The organism is Riemerella columbina, from assembly GCF_030517065.1.
GTDB classification, from domain to species: Bacteria; Bacteroidota; Bacteroidia; order Flavobacteriales; family Weeksellaceae; genus Riemerella; species Riemerella columbina_A.
The window spans coordinates 1643799-1664647 of record NZ_CP103950.1 but is presented as its reverse complement, the minus strand read 5'-3'; the positions used below and the strand labels follow the sequence as shown (position 1 = coordinate 1664647).

The 20849-nt window shown below is 43.1% G+C and carries 17 protein-coding genes and 1 pseudogene; 9 read left to right on the top strand and 9 right to left on the bottom strand.

Annotated elements, in window-relative coordinates; translation table 11 throughout:
* Positions 1-14: 14 nt before the first annotated feature.
* From lysS to NYR17_RS07835, 9 genes and pseudogenes are all read left to right on the top strand, one after another.
* The gene (lysS, locus tag NYR17_RS07880) at positions 15-1712 is read left to right on the top strand and encodes a lysine--tRNA ligase (protein ID WP_302505174.1); all 1698 of its coding nucleotides are present in this window, start codon (positions 15-17) and stop codon (positions 1710-1712) included.
* Between the two features lie 146 nt (positions 1713-1858).
* Positions 1859-2680 (top strand): SAM hydrolase/SAM-dependent halogenase family protein, encoded by an 822-nt coding sequence (locus NYR17_RS07875; protein WP_302505173.1) that lies wholly within the window; start codon positions 1859-1861, stop codon positions 2678-2680.
* Between the two features lie 15 nt (positions 2681-2695).
* Entirely contained in the window at positions 2696-3241 is a 546-nt protein-coding gene (locus tag NYR17_RS07870) for a CopD family protein (protein ID WP_302505172.1), read from the top strand.
* Between the two features lie 14 nt (positions 3242-3255).
* Complete coding sequence (locus NYR17_RS07865; RefSeq protein WP_302505171.1) at positions 3256-3987, top strand: ABC transporter permease subunit; 732 nt, start codon at positions 3256-3258, stop codon at positions 3985-3987.
* A 1-nt stretch (position 3988) separates the two neighbouring features.
* Positions 3989-5655 (top strand): annotated as a pseudogene (gldG, locus tag NYR17_RS09665) (gliding motility-associated ABC transporter substrate-binding protein GldG).
* A 117-nt stretch (positions 5656-5772) separates the two neighbouring features.
* Positions 5773-6930 carry a homogentisate 1,2-dioxygenase gene (locus NYR17_RS07850; protein WP_302505168.1) on the top strand — a complete coding sequence of 386 codons (1158 nt, stop codon included), beginning with the start codon at positions 5773-5775 and terminating at the stop codon, positions 6928-6930.
* A 32-nt stretch (positions 6931-6962) separates the two neighbouring features.
* Positions 6963-8237 carry an acetyl-CoA hydrolase/transferase family protein gene (locus NYR17_RS07845; RefSeq protein WP_302505167.1) on the top strand — a complete coding sequence of 425 codons (1275 nt, stop codon included), beginning with the start codon at positions 6963-6965 and terminating at the stop codon, positions 8235-8237.
* Between the two features lie 141 nt (positions 8238-8378).
* Positions 8379-8648 (top strand): hypothetical protein, encoded by a 270-nt coding sequence (locus tag NYR17_RS07840; RefSeq protein WP_302505166.1) that lies wholly within the window; start codon positions 8379-8381, stop codon positions 8646-8648.
* Positions 8649-9258: 610 nt separating this feature from the next.
* The gene (locus NYR17_RS07835; RefSeq protein WP_302505165.1) at positions 9259-11343 is read left to right on the top strand and encodes a M13 family metallopeptidase; all 2085 of its coding nucleotides are present in this window, start codon (positions 9259-9261) and stop codon (positions 11341-11343) included.
* Between the two features lie 70 nt (positions 11344-11413).
* On the opposite strand, the gene NYR17_RS07830 is transcribed toward NYR17_RS07835, so the two are convergent.
* From NYR17_RS07830 to hemN, 9 genes are all read right to left on the bottom strand, one after another.
* Complete coding sequence (locus NYR17_RS07830) at positions 11414-12235, bottom strand: flavin reductase family protein (protein WP_302505164.1); 822 nt, start codon at positions 12233-12235, stop codon at positions 11414-11416.
* A gap of 12 nt (positions 12236-12247) precedes the next feature.
* Entirely contained in the window at positions 12248-13498 is a 1251-nt protein-coding gene (fahA, locus tag NYR17_RS07825; protein ID WP_302505163.1) for a fumarylacetoacetase, read from the bottom strand.
* A gap of 12 nt (positions 13499-13510) precedes the next feature.
* A complete protein-coding gene (locus tag NYR17_RS07820; RefSeq protein ID WP_302505162.1) occupies positions 13511-13975 on the bottom strand; it encodes a hypothetical protein in 465 nt (154 codons plus the stop codon).
* A gap of 51 nt (positions 13976-14026) precedes the next feature.
* Positions 14027-15157 (bottom strand): 4-hydroxyphenylpyruvate dioxygenase, encoded by a 1131-nt coding sequence (gene hppD, locus NYR17_RS07815; RefSeq protein WP_302505161.1) that lies wholly within the window; start codon positions 15155-15157, stop codon positions 14027-14029.
* A 121-nt stretch (positions 15158-15278) separates the two neighbouring features.
* A complete protein-coding gene (locus NYR17_RS07810) occupies positions 15279-16205 on the bottom strand; it encodes a malate dehydrogenase (RefSeq protein ID WP_302505160.1) in 927 nt (308 codons plus the stop codon).
* A 90-nt stretch (positions 16206-16295) separates the two neighbouring features.
* Positions 16296-17312, bottom strand: coding sequence for a nucleoid-associated protein (locus NYR17_RS07805; protein ID WP_302505159.1), 1017 nt, complete (start codon positions 17310-17312; stop codon positions 16296-16298).
* A gap of 45 nt (positions 17313-17357) precedes the next feature.
* On the bottom strand, positions 17358-18047 hold the full coding sequence (locus NYR17_RS07800; protein ID WP_302505158.1) for a 5'-methylthioadenosine/adenosylhomocysteine nucleosidase: 690 nt from the start codon (positions 18045-18047) through the stop codon (positions 17358-17360).
* A gap of 59 nt (positions 18048-18106) precedes the next feature.
* Entirely contained in the window at positions 18107-19381 is a 1275-nt protein-coding gene (locus tag NYR17_RS07795) for a CinA family nicotinamide mononucleotide deamidase-related protein (RefSeq protein ID WP_302505157.1), read from the bottom strand.
* 12 nt (positions 19382-19393) lie between these two features.
* Positions 19394-20749, bottom strand: coding sequence for an oxygen-independent coproporphyrinogen III oxidase (gene hemN, locus NYR17_RS07790; RefSeq protein ID WP_302505156.1), 1356 nt, complete (start codon positions 20747-20749; stop codon positions 19394-19396).
* Positions 20750-20849: the final 100 nt, after the last annotated feature.

Below are 20849 nucleotides of genomic sequence, written 5' to 3'. Positions count from 1 at the left end.
AATTAAGAATCATTATGCAGTTATCCGAACAAGAAATTATCCGTAGAGAGAAATTACAGAAGCTGTCACAAATGTGCATCAATGCCTTTCCAGCTGATGAATACGCTATATCTGATACCACCGCCAGCATCAAACAAAACTTCCAAGAAGGCAAAGCCGTAAAGTTGGCAGGACGGTTGATGTCGCGCCGTATTCAGGGGAAAGCTTCCTTTGCAGAATTGCAAGATGCCGAAGGGCGCATTCAGATTTATTTCAATCGTGATGAGGTATGCCCAGGGGAAGATAAAACCCTTTACAACGAGGTTTATAAGCACTTGTTAGACATCGGCGATATTATCGGTATAGAGGGCGAATTGTTCAAAACCCAAGTGGGAGAGATGACGGTAATGGTTAAAAATTTTACCCTTCTCACCAAAGCGCTTCGCCCGCTACCACAAGCTAAAATAGATGAAAACGGCGTGGTACACGATGCCTTTAACGACCCTGAACTCCGCTACAGACAGCGCTATGTGGATTTAACGGTTAACCCTCAGGTTAAAGAAATTTTTGTGAAGAGAACCAAACTCTTCAATGCGATGCGCCAGTTTTTTAATGATGCAGGCTATTTTGAAGTGGAAACGCCTATCCTACAAGCCATTCCTGGGGGAGCGGCAGCCAGACCATTCATCACCCATCACAATGCTTTGGATATTCCGCTATATATGAGGATTGCCAATGAGTTGTATTTAAAACGCTTGATTGTCGGCGGTTTTGATGGCGTGTATGAATTCTCAAAAAACTTCCGAAACGAAGGAATGGATAGAACGCACAACCCAGAATTTACCGCGATGGAAATCTATGTGGCGTATAAAGATTACCACTGGATGATGGACTTCACGGAAAAACTTTTGGAACACTGCGCTACGGCGGTTAACGGCACGCCAGTTTCTCAGTTTGGGGAACATACCATCAATTGGAAAGCCCCATACCCACGGATTTCTATGACGGAAGCTATTAAAAAATACACAGGTTTTGATATTACAGGAAAAACCGAGGAGGAGCTCAGAACTTTCGCGCAATCTATTGGTATTGAGGTGAATGAAACGATGGGCAAAGGCAAACTTATCGATGAGATTTTTGGCGAAAAGTGCGAAGGCAACTTTATCCAGCCGACTTTCATCACGGATTATCCGATTGAAATGTCGCCGCTGACCAAAAAACACCGTAGCCAAGAGGGACTTACAGAGCGCTTTGAATTGATGGTTTGCGGAAAAGAAATTGCGAACGCTTACTCTGAGCTTAACGACCCTATCGACCAAAGAGAGCGCTTTGAGGAACAACTTAAACTATCCGAAAAAGGCGATGATGAGGCGATGTTCATCGATCAAGATTTCATCCGTGCCTTGGAATACGGAATGCCGCCAACAGCTGGTTTAGGCATCGGTATGGACAGATTGGTGATGTTCTTAACCAACAATGCCTCTATCCAAGAGGTGCTGTTCTTCCCACAGATGAAACCCGAAAAACTACAACCCAAAGTAGAACTCAACGAGGAGGAACAAATCATCCTCTCCATATTAGACCGCCAAGAAGGTGCCCAACCTTTGGCAGAGGTGAAGAACCAAGCGGGGCTTTCTGGCAAAAAATGGGACAAAGCCACAAAAAACCTGACCAAGCACCATTTAATCAAAGTAGAAAAAATAGATGAGGTGCTGATGATGAGCAAAAGCTAACTTATCCATTATAAGATCCATTGGCGGCAGGTTTCTTTAGAGATTTGTCGCCTTTGGCTTTATTGGAACTCTTTTTTTGAGGTGATAGCAAGGCATATTCACCGATAGCCGCCATATTTCTAAACCAAAAATCTTATCTTTGCAAAATGCCAGTGATTACGCTTACTTCGGACTACGGACTGATAGACCCTCGTGTGGGCGCTATTAAAGGGAGCATTATCTCTTTAAAGGAAGATGCCAGAATCATTGATTTAACGCACCAGATAGAACCTTATAACCTCCTGCAGACCGCATACATCGTTCGGAATGCTTACCGCCATTTCCCTAAAGGTACCGTGCATTTAATCGCGGTGGATAGTTTTTACCATCAGGATAGAAAAGCCTTGGTGTATAAGGTGGATGGGCATTATTTCGTAACTGTGGATAATGGGGTTATGGGGCTGATTTTTTTTGACATTAAACCTGATGAAATTTATGAAATTACCATCAATAATAGGTTTGATGATGAGGTGCGCTTTACCGCTACGGATATTTTAGTGCCTGCGGCGGTGCATTTGCATAATGGAGGATTGCCAGAGGTCATCGGTAGAAAGTACGCTACACCAAAGGAAATCTCGTTCCCAAGGCCTATCTATACCGACAAAATGATGGTAGGGCAGATGCTTTACATTGATAATTTTGGCAATGCGGTGTCCAATATCAGCAGAACTTTTTTTAATGAAAAAGCGGTGCTTTATTCTCAGTTTGCCATTAAATTTAGAAATTATACCTTCACAAAAGTTTACCAGCAATACACAGATGTGGTAACAGATTGGCAACGAGAAAGCGAATACCACGGCAAATCTTTGGCTATTTTTAATGATGCCGACTTGTTAGAAATCGCTATCTATAAGGGCTCTCGGCAGAATGGCGCACAGTCTTTATTGGGCATCAATATCGGCGAAAATATATATATAGAATTTCAATAATGGATAGATTGTAATATGGCAAATTTGATTATAAAAGCCCTGCATATCATCTTTATGGTGAGTTATTTCGCTGGGATTTTCTACTTGGTGAGGCTGTTGGTGTACTATAAAGATACAGACGCGTTTCCAGAACCGAAGCAAAGTATTCTGCGCACCCAATATGCCTACATGGCGAAGCGCCTTTGGGATATCATCATCTTGCCCGCTGGCGTGCTGATGCTGGTTTTTGGATTATGCTTAATTTACCTCAATCCATATCTTTTAAAAATGCCTTGGTTTCATTTAAAATTAACCTTTTTGGTGGGCTTGGCTGCGTATCATTATTGGTGCTGGCGGCAGGTGCAAGGGCTCCAGAACTTAAAAAACGAAACCCTAAACATCGCGAATATCAAGCTGAGGCAAGCCAATGAAGTGGCGACTTTTATATTATTTTTAGTGGTCTTCACCGTGATTTTAAAAGCCAATGTGTTAGCGTATTGGTGGCAATTGTTGCTCGGCTTTTTAGGCATTGTGGTTTTAATTATGGTGACCGTTAAATTAGTCAATAAAAATAAAAAATAAGCGTTTAGAAGGGTATGATTTCCATTTTCAAAAAAGACTTTAGAGCCTATTTATCGGGTGGTGTAGCATGGGCGGCTATCGCGATTTTTAGCATCATCAGCACTTTATTTCTATTTTTCTTTGAGAATAGTTTTAATCTTTTTGATATTGGCTCTGCTTCTATGCAGCCTTATTTTGCGCTGTCGCCGTGGTTGTTGCTTTTTATTATCCCTGTGCTGAGTATGAAATCTTTTGCCGAAGAACAGCAGAATGGCACGCTCTATTGGCTTTTTTCTCAACCTGTTAGCACTTTGAGCTTAGTGGTGGGCAAGTGGGCAGCGGTCTTTGTGGTGGGGCTATTGTGCTTGTTGCCATCGTGTGTTATCGTAGCGACTTTATCTAATTTAAGCGTGACCGAAGATCATTTAGATATGGGGATGATGTGGGGCGGCTATGGCGGATTGTTACTTCTTATTGCGGCTTTTTCTGGCGTGGGCATTTGGGCATCGTCGCATGCTTCTAACCAAATGATGGCGTATCTGATGGGGACAGGCGCTAATTTTATCCTCTATTTCGGGATAGAACAATTGGCGAGCTATAAACTGTTGGGCAGCGCCGATTATTGGCTGCAAAACTTCGGTTTTTATTATCACTATATGAGTTTTACACGCGGGCTGGTGGACAGTAGAGATGTTAGTTATTTTCTGTTGGTGCTGGTGCTGAGCCTCGGAGCAACTTATTATTTTATCAATAAAAAGAAATCATAAAATGAAAGTAGGTATCAAAAATAAATTTTGGTGGATAGGCGCTGCTGTGGTGCTTCTTTTGGGGTGTTTAGGCGTTTGGTATCAGAGGTTAGATTTAACTCAGGAAAAGCGCTATACCTTGTCAGATGCCACAGTGGAAGTCTTAAAATCTGTAAAAAAGCCACTCAAAATTGAAATTTATTTAGACGGCGATTTTCCTGCATCGTTTAAACAACTCCAGAGCGAAACCCAGTTTATGGTGGAGGCTTTTCGAAAAATCAACCCTAAAATAGACTATACTTTTATAGACCCCATTAAGACCAAAATGTCGCAAGATACCCTAATGGCGATGGGGATGTCGCCCTCCATTTTACCAGATATGAAAGATGGCAAGGTATCAGAGATTGTGCTATTTCCGTACGCCGTGTTTAAGTATGATGGCTATGGCGCCTCTACCTCGCTCATCGTGCAACAGATGGGTATTGATGCGAATCAGCAACTGGCACAGTCCATAGACCATTTGGAGTATAATTTGGTTTCTCAGATTAAAAACCTTACCGAAAATCACAAAAAAAAACATCGGTATTTTAGTCAATCACGATGAACTGAAACCTGATGCATTTCAAGGCTTTGTCGATATGGCATTGGAGCGTTATAATGTAGGCCCCATCATCCCAGGAAAATCCACAGGGCTATCAACGGCAGATATTCCGAAACTAAAAAAAAATGGATGCTTTGGTGATTGCCAAACCGAGAAAACCCTTTAACGATGAGGAGAAACTGGTGATAGACCAATACATTATGAACGGTGGAAAAACCCTCTGGATGATAGATGCTGTAAACGCCGATATGGACACGCTATTCCACGCCAAAAGGATTATGGCATATCCTGTGGACCTCAACCTCACGGATTTCTTTTTCAATTATGGCATTCGGATTTCGCCCACTTTGGTTAAAGATTTTAAGAAAACAGCATTGGTGCGGTTGAGCGCTGGCGAAATTGCGGGCAACCCACAATATCAGAATTTCCTTTGGCCCTATTTCCCTTTGGGGATTGCAGAGGGCAACCAAGTGATTACCAAAAATATAGACCCCGTTAAGTTGGAATTTCCGACTTCTATTGATACTTTGGCGCGTGCGAACATTAAGAAAGAAGTCCTTTTTGAATCCAGTGACAGAACCACCACCAAGTCGGTGCCGAACTATGTCTCTCTGGCGGAGATTGTCAATGTAGATTCTTTGGGCGCTATGGAACGCCCCAGCGTACCGAAGATTTTTGCAGTAAGCTTGGAAGGGAAGTTCACTTCTGCCTATGCCTCGCGGAGTGAGCGGATGTCCTATCCACACTTTAAAAACCAAAGCCCAGAGAATAAAATGATCATTATTGCCGATGGCGATGTGGGCAGGAACCAAATCTTAAAAGGCGAGGCACTGCCATTGGGGGCAGATTTGCTGACCAACCAACAGTATGGCAACGAGCAATTTCTGCGTAATGCTTTGGATTGGCTGTTAGATGACAGCCAGCTGATGACGCTCAGAAACCGAAACATCAAAGTGAGGCTTTTAGACCGCCAGAGGATTAACGAGGAAAAAACCGAATGGCAATGGCTCAACCTCCTGTTGCCGCTGGGTATTTTGGCACTCTGTGCAGCCCTATGGCATTTTTGGCGAAGAAAATATTACCGCTAAATTTCGGTTTTTTAATGGAAAAATAGGTTGAGGCTCAGTTTTTATCCTTGACAAAATTCATATCGGGTATTTTATAAAAATTCCGTACTTTTGGACTTCATCTAAAAGAAAAGAAAAATGAGATACTTACAGTTAGGGAAAATTCCACAAAAAAGACATACCGTATTTAAGTCCCCAGAGGGCAATTTTTACTATGAGCAACTGTTTGGCACCGAGGGCTTTCACGGTATAGCCTCGCTATTGTACCATATCCATCGCCCTACGCAAATTAAATCGGTGGGGCAGACGGTAGATGTTACCCCAAAAATAGCGGTGGACAAAAACATTATCCCACGGATGTTCAAGGGGAAAAATGTGAAACCCGAAGCTGATTTCTTAGAGAGCCGAAAAGTCCTTTTACTCAATAATGATTTGAAAATGGGCTTAGCCAAACCACAGCAATCCACGCCGTATTTCTACAAAAATGCCGAGTGTGATGAGCTATTTTTCGTGCACGAAGGCTCTGGCGTGCTCAAAACTTTTGTGGGCAATATCCCGTTTGGAGTGGGGGATTATCTCATCATTCCGAGGGGCACCATTTATCAAATAGAGTTTGATACGCCAGAGAATGTCCTATTTTTCTTAGAAAGCCATTCGCCAATCTATACGCCTAAGCGCTACCGAAACGAGTTTGGACAACTGTTGGAACACTCGCCGTTCTGTGAGCGGGATATTATAGCCCCTACTTTTGTGGCGCCTCACGATGAACAGGGCGATTTCCTCATCAAAGTGAAAAAAGAAAACCAAATTACCGATTTCATCTACGCTACGCATCCTTTTGATGTGGTGGGCTGGGATGGCTATTTCTATCCATATAAATTCAATATCAAAAACTTTGAACCCATTACAGGGCGCGTGCATTTGCCGCCACCAATTCATCAGAATTTTGAAGCCCATAATTTTGTGGTTTGCTCCTTTGTAGCACGGCTTTACGACTATCATCCGCAGGCGATACCTGCCCCATACAACCACTCTAATATTGATAGCGATGAGGTTTTATTCTACACCGAGGGCGATTTTATGAGCCGCAACCATATTGATTTGATGGACTTCACGCTTCACCCAGGGGGCATTGTCCACGGGCCGCACCCAGGCGCTATGGAGCGGAGCATCGGTAAGAAATCCACGGAAGAATATGCCGTAATGGTGGACCCTTTCCGTCCTTTAAAAATTACAGAAGAGGCGCTAAAAATAGAAGACCCAGACTATGTGACCAGCTGGATAGAAGCGCCATAAACTAACCAAGATAATTATTAAATTACAATAAAATGCATCATTATGTATCCGCCGAAGAGGCGATATCCATTGTAGAAAGCGGCGAGCGTATTTTTATGCACGGCAGTGCCTGCACGCCCAATTATTTAATAGATGAACTCGCCAGACAAGCCCACAGGCTCTCTAATGTAGAGGTGGTCTCCATTACCCAACAAGGGAATATGGAAATAGCGAAGCCACAGTACAAAGACAGTTTTTATATCAACTCATTGTTTGTCTCTACGCCGGTGAGAGATGCGGTAAACTCTGGGCGCGGAGATTTTGTCCCTGTGTTTTTGAGCGAAATTCCGCTTTTGTTTAAGAAAGAAATTTTGCCGTTAGATGTGGCTATTGTCACCGTTTCTCCGCCAGATGCCCACGGCTATTGCACGCTGGGAACTTCCGTAGATGTGGCGAGAGCAGCAGTAGATACCGCTAAAAAAATCATCGCGATGGTTAATCCTAAGATGCCGAGAACCCACGGAAACGGGATGATCCACATCGAAAGGATTGACAAAATGGTATGGCACGAGGAAGAGCTCCTCACCATCGATTATGCCTCCAAAGTGACCGATATAGAGCGCCAGATTGGTAAGAATGTGGCAGAACTCATTGAAGACCGTTCCACATTGCAGATGGGCATTGGGACTATACCAGATGCGGTGCTCCAGTGCCTTCACAACCATAAGGATTTAGGTATCCATACGGAGATGTTGAGTGATGGCGTGATAGATCTTATCAAAAAAGATGTGATTAACAATAAATTTAAGGGCGTACACGAGAACCGAACGATTACCAGCTTCTGTTTTGGTACCAAACGCCTCTATGATTTCGTGGATGACAACCCTTCCATCGCCTTTTTAGATGTTCAGAAGGTCAATTATCCGATAGAAATTATGAAGAATAAGAAGATGACTGCCATCAATTCCGCAATAGAGGTGGACTTAACGGGACAAATCTGCGCAGATTCCATAGGAACTTACCAATTTAGCGGTATCGGTGGGCAGATGGACTTTATGCGGGGGGCAGCTTTGAGTGAAGACGGCAAACCAATCATTGCCATCTCCGCACGCACGAAGAAAGGCGTACCACGCATCGTTCCTTTCCTTAAAGAGGGTGCTGGCGTGGTAACCACCAGAGGTCACATCCACTATGTGGTGACGGAATACGGCATAGCCTACCTATATGGTAAGAACCTCCGCCAGCGTGCGAAGGCACTCATCGAAATAGCGCACCCTGATGATAGGGAGATGCTGGATAAAGCCGCCTTTGAACGCTTTAAATCATAAGAAACGCAAGAGCCTAAGACCCCAACGGTTTTAGGCTCTTTTCTTTTGGATATGGTTGATAATGAATGGAGCATAGTTGCTGATAATGCTTGCTGTTATGTTGATAATTTTAGATGAGATAAAGGATAAATTCACTTAGAAATGAACCAATCGCACACAGAAATGAATAAACCGTACATAGAAATGAACCAACCGCACACAGAAATGAATAAACCGTACATAGAAATGAACCAACCGCACATAGAAATGAATCAACCGCACACAGAAATGAACCAACCGCATGCAGAAATGGATCAACCGCATGCAGAAATGGATCAACCGCATACAGAAATGAATCAACCGCATACAGAAATGAATCAACCGCACACAGAAATGGATAAACCGCAAGGATATATGAAATCTGAACGCTAAAATAAGAGAAATTGATAATTTTAATCGGTTTCTCTTTTTCTTTCTTTTAAATCTAAGAGGGAATAAGGCTATTCTATATTAAAGTATAGTATTTCTATTCTATTAAAAGGCTATTCTTTAAGGCTCTAATAAGCATCTATATGAGGAAATTTAGTTTCTATAATCTAAAACTCAACACTAATAAGCAATGAATTATATTCTATAAGGCTTTGATTGATATCTATATGAAAAAATTTGATTTATATAATCCAAAACTCTATACTGGTAAGCGATTGATTTCTTTCTTAAAAACTTTGATTAGCATCAATAATCTAAAATCTAATATCTATAAACCAAAATAGAAAACCTATAATTCAAAAATAAACCCCTATTAGCGGTGGAGGCTATTCTTCGTGAAGAAAATGAATATCAGTTGAAAAAAATCAAAAGTCTATCCTCATTAGGGTAGTGGTGTAGTACAGGGAATAGATTTCTTTTAAAAATATAGCCCTATGCTATGGAGGATTACGAAAAAATGTGTAGATTTGTATTCAATCATCATCGGGAGTAGTACGTTCTATGCCAGCGTGATGAGGAACTTTTTAAATATTAACATCAAAAATTTAAACCAATGAAAAAACTAAGTATCAGTCTACTTTCTCTGTCGGGGCTATTGGCGTTTCAGTCGTGCTCGGTGCAGTCTCAGCAAGCGGCTAAGGCAGAACAACATACGCTAAAGGAAAACCACGCAGGGCACCAGCATGCAGATGAAGGCATTGCCTTGCAGTATATGGACACCAGCGTGCGTCCGCAGGACGATTTCTATAATTATGTGAACGGTGGCTGGATGAAAACTGCCGTTATCCCTTCGGATAAAGCGTCTTGGGGCAGTTTCAATGAGCTAAGGGAGAAAACCGATGAGGCTTCTCTCAACATCCTCAACAATATCCTTAATAAAAAGTACGCTGAAGGCTCTGAGGGGCAAAAAATCCAAAATCTCTATGCCTCTTTTATGGATATGAGCAAGCGGAATGCGGAGGGCATTGCTCCAATCCAAGCCGATTTAGCAAAGATTGATGCCATTAAGAATATGAAGGACCTCCAAGCGTATTTCATCGATAGAGTGAAGCACGGCGGCGGCAACCCGCTCTACGACTGGGGTGCCTATGCAGATATGAAGAACTCCAAGATGAACGCTATCTACCTCGGAGGGCCAAGATTGGGTCTCGGTAGGGATTATTATCAAAAAGAGAACGCCGAGAATGCTAAAACCATCGCTGAATATCAGAAATATGTGGCGAAACTCCTCAGCATATTGGGCTATAAGAACCCCGAGGTAACGGCGAGCCAGATCGTAGCGTTGGAGAAGGACTTCGCTAAAAATTTATTAACGCTGGAGGAGGGGAGAGATGCCAACAAGCGCTATAACCCAAGAACTTCGGCGGAACTAAGCCAACTGTCTAAGAATATAGACCTTAATACTTACCTGAAGCAAGTCGGTGTAGACACGGATAAAGTAATCATCGGCGAAATAAAGTATTATGAGAACTTAGACCGTTTCCTGAATGAGAAAAACTTGCCACTCATCAAGGATTACTTGAAAGAAAAGCTTTTAGCCTCTAATGCGGATAACCTTGACCAGCGTCTGGATGACATTCATTTTGATTTCTATGGCAAATACTTGCAAGGACAGAAGGAACAGCGCCCAATGAACAAGCGTGGGCTCAGTCTGATCAACGGTGTGCTGGGAGAAGCCTTCGGTAAGCTCTATGTGAGCGAGTATTTCCCTGCGGAAGCCAAGGCGGAGATGCAAACCTTAATCGATTACCTTAAAAAGTCTTACCATCAGCACATTAGTAACTTAGATTGGATGTCTCCAGAGACCAAAAAGAAAGCGCTGGAGAAGCTGAGTAAGTTTACAGTAAAGGTTGCCTATCCAGACAAGTGGGAGGATTACTCTGCCCTTGCCCTTAACGGCAATAACCTCTACGAAAACCTAAAACAAGTCGGCGAATGGGAGTATAACAAGAGCCTGAAAGAAGAGGTGAACAAGCCTGTGGATAAAAGCAAGTGGGGAATGACCCCTCAGACCGTTAATGCTTACTATAATGCCTCTAATAACGAGATTGTGTTCCCGGCTGCCATCCTTCAACCGCCGTTTTTTAACTTTAAGGCAGACCCTGCGGTTAACTTTGGTGGCATTGGCGCTGTTATAGGCCACGAAATCTCTCATGGCTTTGATGATGGCGGCTCTCGCTTTGACGGTGATGGCAACCTGAACAACTGGTGGACAGAGGAAGACCGCAAAAACTTTGATATTAAAGTAAAACAGCTGGCAGACCAGTACAGTAAGTATGAACCGGTTAAAGGTAACTTCGTTAATGGTGTCTTTACAAGCGGAGAGAACATCGCCGACTTAGGAGGGGTTGCGATTGCTTATGATGCCCTCAAGATGTATCTTAAAGATAAAGGCAATCCAGGGGAAATCAGTGGGTTTAACCAAGACCAACGCTTCTTTCTAAGCTGGGCAACCGTTTGGAGAACCAAGTCTACTGACCAATATATGATTAACCAAGTGAAAACAGACCCACATTCACCGGGTTACTTCCGTAGCTTTGGACCTTTGGTTAATGTAGATGCCTGGTACGAAGCTTTTGGTGTAAAACCACAAGACCGCCTCTATAAAACAGATGAACAACGCATCAAAATATGGTAACCTACTGCGCTACCAACAGTGCATACTGAAAACGGCTCTCGTAAGAGAGCCGTTTCTTTTATTCTGTGGGCTATTGCCTAAGGACTTGCCACGCTTCCTCAATCTTCATCTGCGCTAAAAGCGTCTGTGCACGGCGGTGGGTGTCTTCCTCGTGAGAGAAACGACCTTCTGGGAGCGTTTCTACATTGGCGAGCATCGCTAAATCGTTGCCTGTGAGCACTCGGCTTTTCAATAACTCCTCAGGAAGGGCATCAAAGCCGATGCCTTTGGTCACTAAGGGCTTGGGCACTTCAAAGAGGCTGCCTTGGGTGGTTCGGGAGTACCAGTTGCCGCCTAACCTCGCCACTAAATCTAATCGGGCTTGGTCTAAACGCCCATCTTCGTTCAGGTATTCCTCACGGATATGGATTTTAACGACTTCGGCAATCACCAAGTTGCCAGCGCCGCCTTCGTTACCGAGGGCTTTGACCTCCAAAACGCGACATTCTAAATTGACAGGGCTTTCTTCTATCAGATAAGGCGCCACCAAGTCGGCAGGCTTCATATGTAGCCCCGATTTAATGAACTCATTGACCCCTTGGGCGTATTCTGTGGAAGTCAAAGAGACTTGCTGCACCATAGGATAGTTAACAATACCAATCACCGCCTCTCCTGTGGTTTTTACATTTTCTAAGGTGTGCTTGGTGGTGTTGTCCCTCACGCGGCGGGCAGGGGAGAAGATGACCACAGGCGGATTAGAGCTAAAAAGATTAAAGAAACTGAACGGCGATAGGTTGGCGCGCCCCTCAGCATCGATGGTAGAGACCAAAGCGATGGGTCTTGGGGCAATGGCAGTCTGCAATAAGGCTTGTAGTTCAAAGGCGGAAGCCTCTTGAGGAAGAAGGGTTTTCATTGCATTAAAATCTTATAGTTCTGGTAATACTTTGGTGCTCACTTCTCCGAAACCTACACGGATACCGTCTTTCTCTGCGAAGCCTTTCATTGTTACCGTATCGCCGTTTTCAATGAATTTACGCTGGCTGCCATCGGCAAGGGTTAAAGGGGTCTGTCCTCGCCAAGTGAGCTCAAGCATAGAGCCAAAGCTATGAGGGTCTTTGCCAGAAATAGTGCCAGAGGCGTACATATCTCCCACTTCTACATTACATCCGTTAATGGTGTGGTGCGCCAGCTGTTGTGCCATATTCCAATACATATACTTGAAGTTGGATTGGCAGATGAGGTTCTGCGTTTCGCTGTGTTCTGGCTGGAGGTAAACCTCTAATTGGATGTCAAAGTTCTTATCGCCTTGGTATTGTAGGTAAGGTAAAACCTCGGGGGCTTGCTTTGGTGAAGCGGTACGGAAAGGCGCCAAGGCTTCCAGGGTAACCACCCACGGCGATATGGAAGAACAGAAGTTTTTACCCAAAAATGGTCCGAGGGGCACATATTCCCAACTCTGTATATCTCGGGCTGACCAGTCGTTGAAGAGTACCATACCAAAAATAGCGTCTTCGGCATCGGCAGTGCTGATGGATTCTCCCATTTCGGTGTTTTTATTCACGATGAATGCCATCTCTAACTCAAAATCTAATTGTTGAGAAGGCCCAAAGATTGGTGCTGTGGCATCGGCAGGCTTCATTTGTCCCTTAGGGCGGTGGAAAGGATGCCCAGAAACGACAATAGAGGAGGCTCTGCCGTGGTAACCTACGGGAATATGCTTCCAGTTAGGGAGTAGGGCGTTGTCTGGATCACGGAACATCTTGCCGACATTGGTGGCGTGCTCTATGCTGCTGTAAAAATCGGTGTAGTTAGGGATATGCACAGGCATTAGCATCTCTACCTCGTCTAAATCATAAAAGCATTCTTCTTTGGCCTTCTCATCATTGGCTAATTTAGAATTTTCTAAGAAAAGGGTTTGGAGTTTAAGCCTAACCGCTGTGGTCACAGGCTTGCCTAATTCAATAAACTCGTTGAGGGTATAGGCTTCAAAAACATTGTCTTGGAGACCTTCAATATCATCAAAGTAGCCATAGTCGTATAAGGTGGCTAAATCTACTACCAAGTCACCGATTCTGGTGGCACAGGCAATATACGCTCTGCCAAATACGGCAACGCCAAAAGGAATGTTATGAATGGAGAAGTCTGAGTTCTCGTTATAGTGAACAAATGATTTCATAAAGGTAAGGTTTTATTGTTTGTTAAGGGCGGTCTGGTCTATCCAGCGCTCTTTGGTGTTGATATCAATCAGGTAGAGGATATTTTTCTCCTTGTTGAGCCATAGGGTTTTGGTAATGGGGATAGGGATTTTTTCGCCCTCCAATAGATCGGCTCGTATGGAGATCACATTTTTCTTGGTGCGCATCATATCGCCAGAAAAGACATTAGAAGTGGTTTTCTGGGTCTTTTTATCATCAAAAACTTCAATATAATTGACTTTATTTTGGTTAAAGATGATGAATTGCCGCTCGGTATGGTCCTCAAAATCTTTAATAGCGATAAATTTTTTACCGTTTAAGTCCACATCGCCTAAGTTCTGGTTGAAGCCTTTCCGTTGCTCCAATCGGTCTAAAATTTCGTTGATTTTCCCAAAGTTTTGCGCTTGAGCTGCCGAGAGGGAAAGCCCTACCAAGAGGGTTAAGATTATTTTTTTCATCGTAATGGTTTTAAAAATGGCTGATTGATGCTCAGCCATTTGTTGTTGATTTTAAAGGTTGCCGCGTTTGGCTTGCTCTCTCTCTAAGGCTTCAAATAAGGCTTTAAAGTTACCCGCACCGAAACTCTGTGCGCCGTGTCTTTCTATGATTTCAAAGAAAAGGGTAGGGCGGTCTTCCACAGGTTTGGTAAAGATTTGGAGGAGGTAGCCTTCTTCATCGTGGTCTATGAGGATGCCTAAATCTTGTAGTTTCTTTAAATCTTCATCAATGTGACCCACACGCTCTGGAACCATCTCGTAATAGGTTTCTGGCGGCGCAGATAAGAACTCTACACCTCTGGCTTTGAGCTCAGACACGGTTTTGATGATATCTTTGGTCGCCACGGCAATGTGCTGTACGCCTTCGCCTTCGTAGAATTCTAAATATTCTTCCACCTGAGATTTCTTTTTGCCTTCTGCAGGCTCATTGATAGGGAATTTGGCGTATCCGTTGCCGTTAGACATCACCTTAGACATCAGCGCGGAATACTCTGTGTTGATTTGTTTATCATCAAAGCTTAAAATATTAACAAAACCGAGAACATCTTCGTACCACTTGACCACAGGGAGCATTCTGTTCCAGTCTACATTCCCCACGCAGTGGTCTACATAGAGCAAGCCGCAATCGGTTGGGTTGTAGTCGCTTTCCCATTTTTGGTAACCAGGCATAAAGGGTCCCGTGTAGTTTTTTCTTTCTACAAACATATGCACGGTCTCACCATAGGTATAGATGCCGCTCATTCTAACTTCTCCAAACTCATCTGTAAGGGTGGTAGGCTCTAAATAAGGCTTGCCGCCGCGCTTGGTGGTTTCTTCAAAAGCGGCATAGGCATCATCCACCCAAAGGGCAAGGATTTTTACGCCATCGCCGTGTTTTTTCTGATGTTCACAAATGGGAGAATCTGATTTTAGCCCTGAGGTAAGCACCAACCTGATTTTGCCTTGTTGAAGAACATACGATGCTCTATCTCTAACGCCTGTTTCTGGACCAGCATAGGCGATGCTCTGGAAGCCAAAAGCAGTTTTGTAGAAATGGGCAGCTTGTTTGGCATTCCCTACATAAAGTTCAATGTAGTCTGTCCCGTTAATGGGTAAAAAGTTTTGGGCTTGTGCTATTTTTTCAGCAAAAGTGAGTGTTGACATATTTTTACTTTTTTAATGATTTTTGATTTGCCAAAATACAATTTTTTTATGAAATAGCGGTGCATTATGGCTAAAAAAAAGCCCTCACAAATTGTAAGAGCTTTTGAATAAGGTAGGTTAATTAGAGTTTTAAGTCGGCATTGACCTCTCTAACCGCTTTGGCAGCCGTTGCGAATTTCTCTTTTTCGGCATCAGTAAGGGTTACATCTACGATTTTTTCTACTCCTTTTCTACCGATGATGACAGGCACGCCTAAGCAAATATCAGACTCGCCGTACTCGCCATTGAGCATTACCGAGCAAGGGATCATTTTCTTTTGGTCGCAAGCGATGGCTTGTACAATGGTAGACACTGCCGCTCCTGGTGCATACCATGCTGAGGTACCCAATAATTTGGTCAATGTAGCACCCCCTACTTTGGTTTCTTCTACCACATAGTTTTGTTTTTCGTCGCTTAAAAACTCGGTAACAGGCACGCCATTTCGGGTGGCTTTGGAGAGTAGTGGCAACATTCCAGTATCAGAGTGGGCAGCAATCACCATACCGTCTACATCAGAAATAGGGCACTCTAATGCCTCTGCCAAACGGTATTTGAAACGCGCGCTGTCCAAGGCTCCACCCATTCCGATGATTCTTTCTTTTGGTAATCCAGAAGTTTTGTGCACCAAATACGCCATAGTATCCATAGGGTTAGATACCACGATGATGATTACATTTGGAGAGTGTTTTACTAAGTTTTCAGTAACTTCCTTCACGATACCAGCATTGATGCCGATGAGCTCCTCGCGTGTCATTCCTGGTTTTCTTGGGATTCCAGAGGTGATCACTGCAACATCAGACCCTGCGGTTTTAGCGTAATCAGCGGTAGAGCCCACAATGCGGGTATCAAAACCGTTGAGAGATGCGGTTTGCATCAAATCCATCGCTTTACCTTCGGCAAAACCTTCTTTAATGTCTACTAATACCACTTCTGAACAGAAGTTTTTCATCGCGATATACTCGGCACAGCTGGCTCCTACGGCTCCTGCACCTACTACGGTAACTTTCATTTTGATTTATTTTTTATGAGTTAAAATTTAAAATTGTGAATGGTCAAATTTACAAATATCTGCACCTTCTACCAAACGATTTGGGGATTTTTATTGCTCTTCTTCAAAATAGAGACGGTAGAATTTACCTTTTTCATCTTGCCCAGTCTCTATCATCTTTCGGTCGCCGTGCACATAGATATGGAAATTTTTGTCCAGCTTGATCACGCTTTTAAAATACCGCTGTTGTTTCTTAACCGCCGACGGGTTGATTGGGAAATTCTCCGCGATAGACAGCTGTGTATCTTGCTCATAATCTGTCTTATAGTTCACGAAGCTCTCCACAATATTTTCATCTTGGAGGACTTCTTGGCTAAACTCATCAAAGTCAAAGGCTTCTTTTTCTTTAAAAAAGTTGATGGATTTATTGAGGAAATCGGCTTGGTCAGCTTTGGTAACTTCAAACTCTTGAGGCAATTGCTTGGTGATGTAATCTTTGTAAACGGCAAGGGTCTCTTGAGTGTGGAAATAATCATCTTCGCGCTGGCGTACTTTTAGAAAATCCTCAAACCAATAGTATAAATCGCCATTTTTGTTGTTATCCACTACGGCAATTTTGTAGCCCGTTTCTTTACTATTATTATAAATGATGGCGCCTTTGTCCAGTTTAGAAAGCCCGATGCCAAAATCTTTTTCTATCTGATAATCATCTTCTTCCGTAGCGTTGATTTTTAAAAAAGGCTCTTTTCTCTCGGTTTTAAAAATACCGATGGAATCTATTTTTCCAGCCTCCGTAGACTCGCCTTCAAAGTAAACGATGAACAACTCCCCAGACTGAACTCGCGGATTTTCAGCCACTTCATAAAGGTGTTTGGCAATGTTCTCACTCTCCCATTGGAATTTATTAGGATCTTCAAAAATCTCTGATACAGAGCTATATACAGGGTTATTGGTTAAATAGGAATCACTATAAAACTGAAATTGCTCTTCAGATTTAAAACTTTTGAGGAAAAAATCTTCTAACGCTTCCTTCATATCTTCCTCTAAATCTAAGAGTTGCGAGGATAAAAATAAATTTTCTTGGTTGATTTTGTTCCCCACTCTGTGGACAATAATTTTTGAAAACATAGGCTAAATACCGTTATTTTTTTAAGGTTGATGTTTTTTTTGTTCTTAATCTAAGCTTTTAATCAGCGCGATGTTAATTTCCGCAGAGCGCTTGCCAGCCTCGGCTACAAAGGTTTCAAAAGATACCGCATTGCCCTCGCCTGCGATGTCCGATATGGCTCTCAGAATAATAAATGGCGTGCGCATCTGGTGGCAAACTTGAGCGATGGCGGCGGCTTCCATTTCTACAGCTTTGGCCTCTGGAAACGCTTGTTTTATCCACTCAAATTTTTCAGGTTGGTTGATGAAGGCATCACCGCTCACAATAAGCCCTTGGTTAGCGCTGAGTTGGTGCTGAGTGATGATTGCTTGAGCTTTTTCGAGAAAATAAGCATCTGGAATAAAAGCTGGTGGCATCTGCGATGGCTGCCCCAACTGATAGCCAAAAGCGGTTAAATCCACATCGTGATGTTTGACCCCGGTGGCTAATATAATGTCTTTTACGGCAACATTTCTAAGACCTCCCGCCGTACCTGTGTTGATGACCAAATCTGGTGCAAAATGGTCAATGAGTAGCGTGGTACTCACGGCAGCGCTCACCTTGCCTACGCCTGAGAGTAAGACCACCACCTCGTGATGACCAATAGTCCCCGTATAAAACTGAAACTGATGAATTTGCTTTTCTTGTCTATTTTCTAAGGCTTCACGGAGGTGCTTTATTTCAACCTCCATAGCGCCTATAATGGCTATCTTCATTAAATTTGAATTAAAAAAATCTCAGCACAAAGGTATAAAAAGCATTTTATTTTCGGGCGTTATTTTTGGTTTTGAGTTGAGTTTTGCGCTTTCACCAGCACTTCCACCAAAGATTGCAAGCAGCGTTGTGCAACAAAATCAATGAAGTCATTTCTTTCTAAATGAGGCAGATAGAGATGATAAGGATAAACCGAAGTACCGATGCTGATGGTATAATAGACCTCGCCGATACGGTTTTGATAGGCATCGGTTTTGGGGCCCGCTACGCCTGTGGTGGCAATACTGATATCGGTGCCAAATAATTTGCGACAGCCTTGGCTCATCGCTGTAGCCACTTGCTCGGAGACCACTGTTTCGCGGTCTATTAAGTCTTGGGGCACTTGGAGAATTTTAACTTTTTGTGCGGTTGCATAGGTCACAATGCCGCCTTCAAAATAAGCGGAACTACCAGAAATAGAGGTTAGTAGCTTAGCGATAGCGCCGCCAGTACAGCTTTCGGCACAAGATATTTTTAGTTGCTTTTGGATTAAAAGGTGTTTTAAAATAGAAACAAGATCATCTTCTGCCCAGCCAATCACTTTATCAGCAATGAGGGGTTTCAGTTGCTCAATTGCCGTGTCGAGTTGGCGTTCCAAAAGTGCCTGATCATCGCCGCTGATACTCAGTTTAAGTTTGACCCTATTGCCGATAGGAAGATAAGAAAGCTTGATGTGTTGAGGCAATGCCATTTCCCATTTTTCTATGGTTTGAGAGAGTAAACTTTCAGGAAAATCCACCACGGAAACCACTCGCGATAGAAGGTAAGGCTGTTGGTATCGCTCTTTGAGGTAAGGCAATATTTTTTCTTTGATGAGCGGCTTAACCTCGTAGGGTACGCCAGGGAGCACGAAGAGCAATTTTTGGGCATTTTCCATCAAGAAGCAAGGCGCGGTACCATAGTCGTTTTGAAAAATTTTTGCTCGCGAAGGTACGGTGGCTTGGGCTTGGTTGATTTCAAATAAATCCGCCCGATTTCTACGCGTTAAATACTGTTTGAGGTGTGCCAAAGTGCTTGGGTCTATCGCCAAATGGTCGCTAAAATAATGTGCCACCGCCGTTTTGGTTTTGTCGTCTTTGGTAGGACCCAAACCGCCAGTGCTGATGACCAAAGGTGCTGAGCGAAAAGCCTCGTCAAGTGCTTGGTTAATCTGTTGATGATCATCAGAAATGGTCAAGATTCTAACCACTTCTATCCCGATATTTTTAAGCTCTTGGGCGATGAAATTAGAATTGGTATCAATGGTATTTCCAGATAAAATTTCATCGCCGATGGTGATGAGAACCGCTGTTTTCATTGGTGTGATCTTTTAAACCGTCATAGAAAATAGCCGCGTTTCTGGAGCTTTTCTCAACATTCGGAGATCAAAAGACATCGCGATATTTCGGGTGAAAGCGCGCCCTTTTTCTGTGATTTTAATGTGGTGTTCAGTAATTTCCACTAAGCCATCAGCCTCCATTTCTTTCAATTTTTCTAAGGTCTGCGGCAGTTCTGGAAACGCGGATTGTTCATCCCAAGAGGTTTCCAATTGGCACATCAGATTAAGAATATGTTTTCTGATTTTTAAATCTTCCTCATTTAAGATATGCCCTCTAAACACAGGGATTTCGCCGTTTTCTACGCGTTGCTGATAGGCTTCCACCGTTTTTTCATTTTGTGCAAAAGCATACCAAGAGTCAGAGATGGCACTCATCCCTAAACCGACCATCAGCTGGGTTTTTCCAGAGGTATAGCCCATAAAATTACGGTGTATTTTCTTGTTGAGCATAGATTGGTAGAGTTCATCGTGCTCCAAGGAAAAATGGTCCATTCCGATTTCTTTGTAGCCCAAAGCTTCTAAAAGCTGTTTGCCATTTTCGTAGAGTTTTCGTTTTTCCTCGCCGCTGGGCAGGTCGTTTTCATCAAAACCTCTTTGTCCTACGCCCTTGATCCACGGCACATGCGCATAGGAATAAAAGGCGATACGGTCGGGTTTTAGCGTCATTGTTTTTCTAATGGTGTGTTCCATTTTCTCCCAAGTATGAAAGGGAAGACCGAAAACCAAATCGTGGGAAATGCTCTCGTAACCGATTTCTCGCGCCCATTGGGTCACTTGGGCTACATTCTCAAAAGGCTGTATGCGGTTGATGGCTTTTTGGACTTTTTCATCATAATCCTGGACACCAAAACTGACCCTTCTAAAACCTAAATCATAGAGGGTTTGCAGGTGTTCTTTGGTGGTATTATTGGGGTGTCCTTCAAAGGAAAATTCTGGCTTCGGAGCTATGTTGGCATCGGAAAGAATGGTTTCTATCAGCGCCTTAAGGTGCTTTGGCGAGAAAAAAGTAGGTGTGCCGCCGCCCAAATGAAGCTCTTTTATGGTCGGTTTTTCGGAGAATAACTTTAAATAAAGTTTCCATTCTTTAATCACGGATTCTATATAAGGCAATTCCACGGAATGTTGCTTGGTAATGCGCTTGTGGCAGGCACAAAAGGTGCAAAGTTGCTCACAAAACGGCAGGTGGATGTAGATAGAAATGCCCTCGTGTGTAGACTCATTAAACGCTTTGATTACGGTGTTTTGCCAAGCTTCTGAGGAAAAATTTTCTTCCTCCCAATAAGGTACCGTAGGGTAAGAAGTGTAGCGCGGTCCAGGGATATTGTATTTGTCAATTAACGAATTCATTTTGCAAAAATAAGGAAAAGATAAGTAAAAATGATGCGGTTTTTAGAACTAATTTTAAGCCTAAAATCCGTTAAAAAGTTATAAATTTGCGAGGCGATAT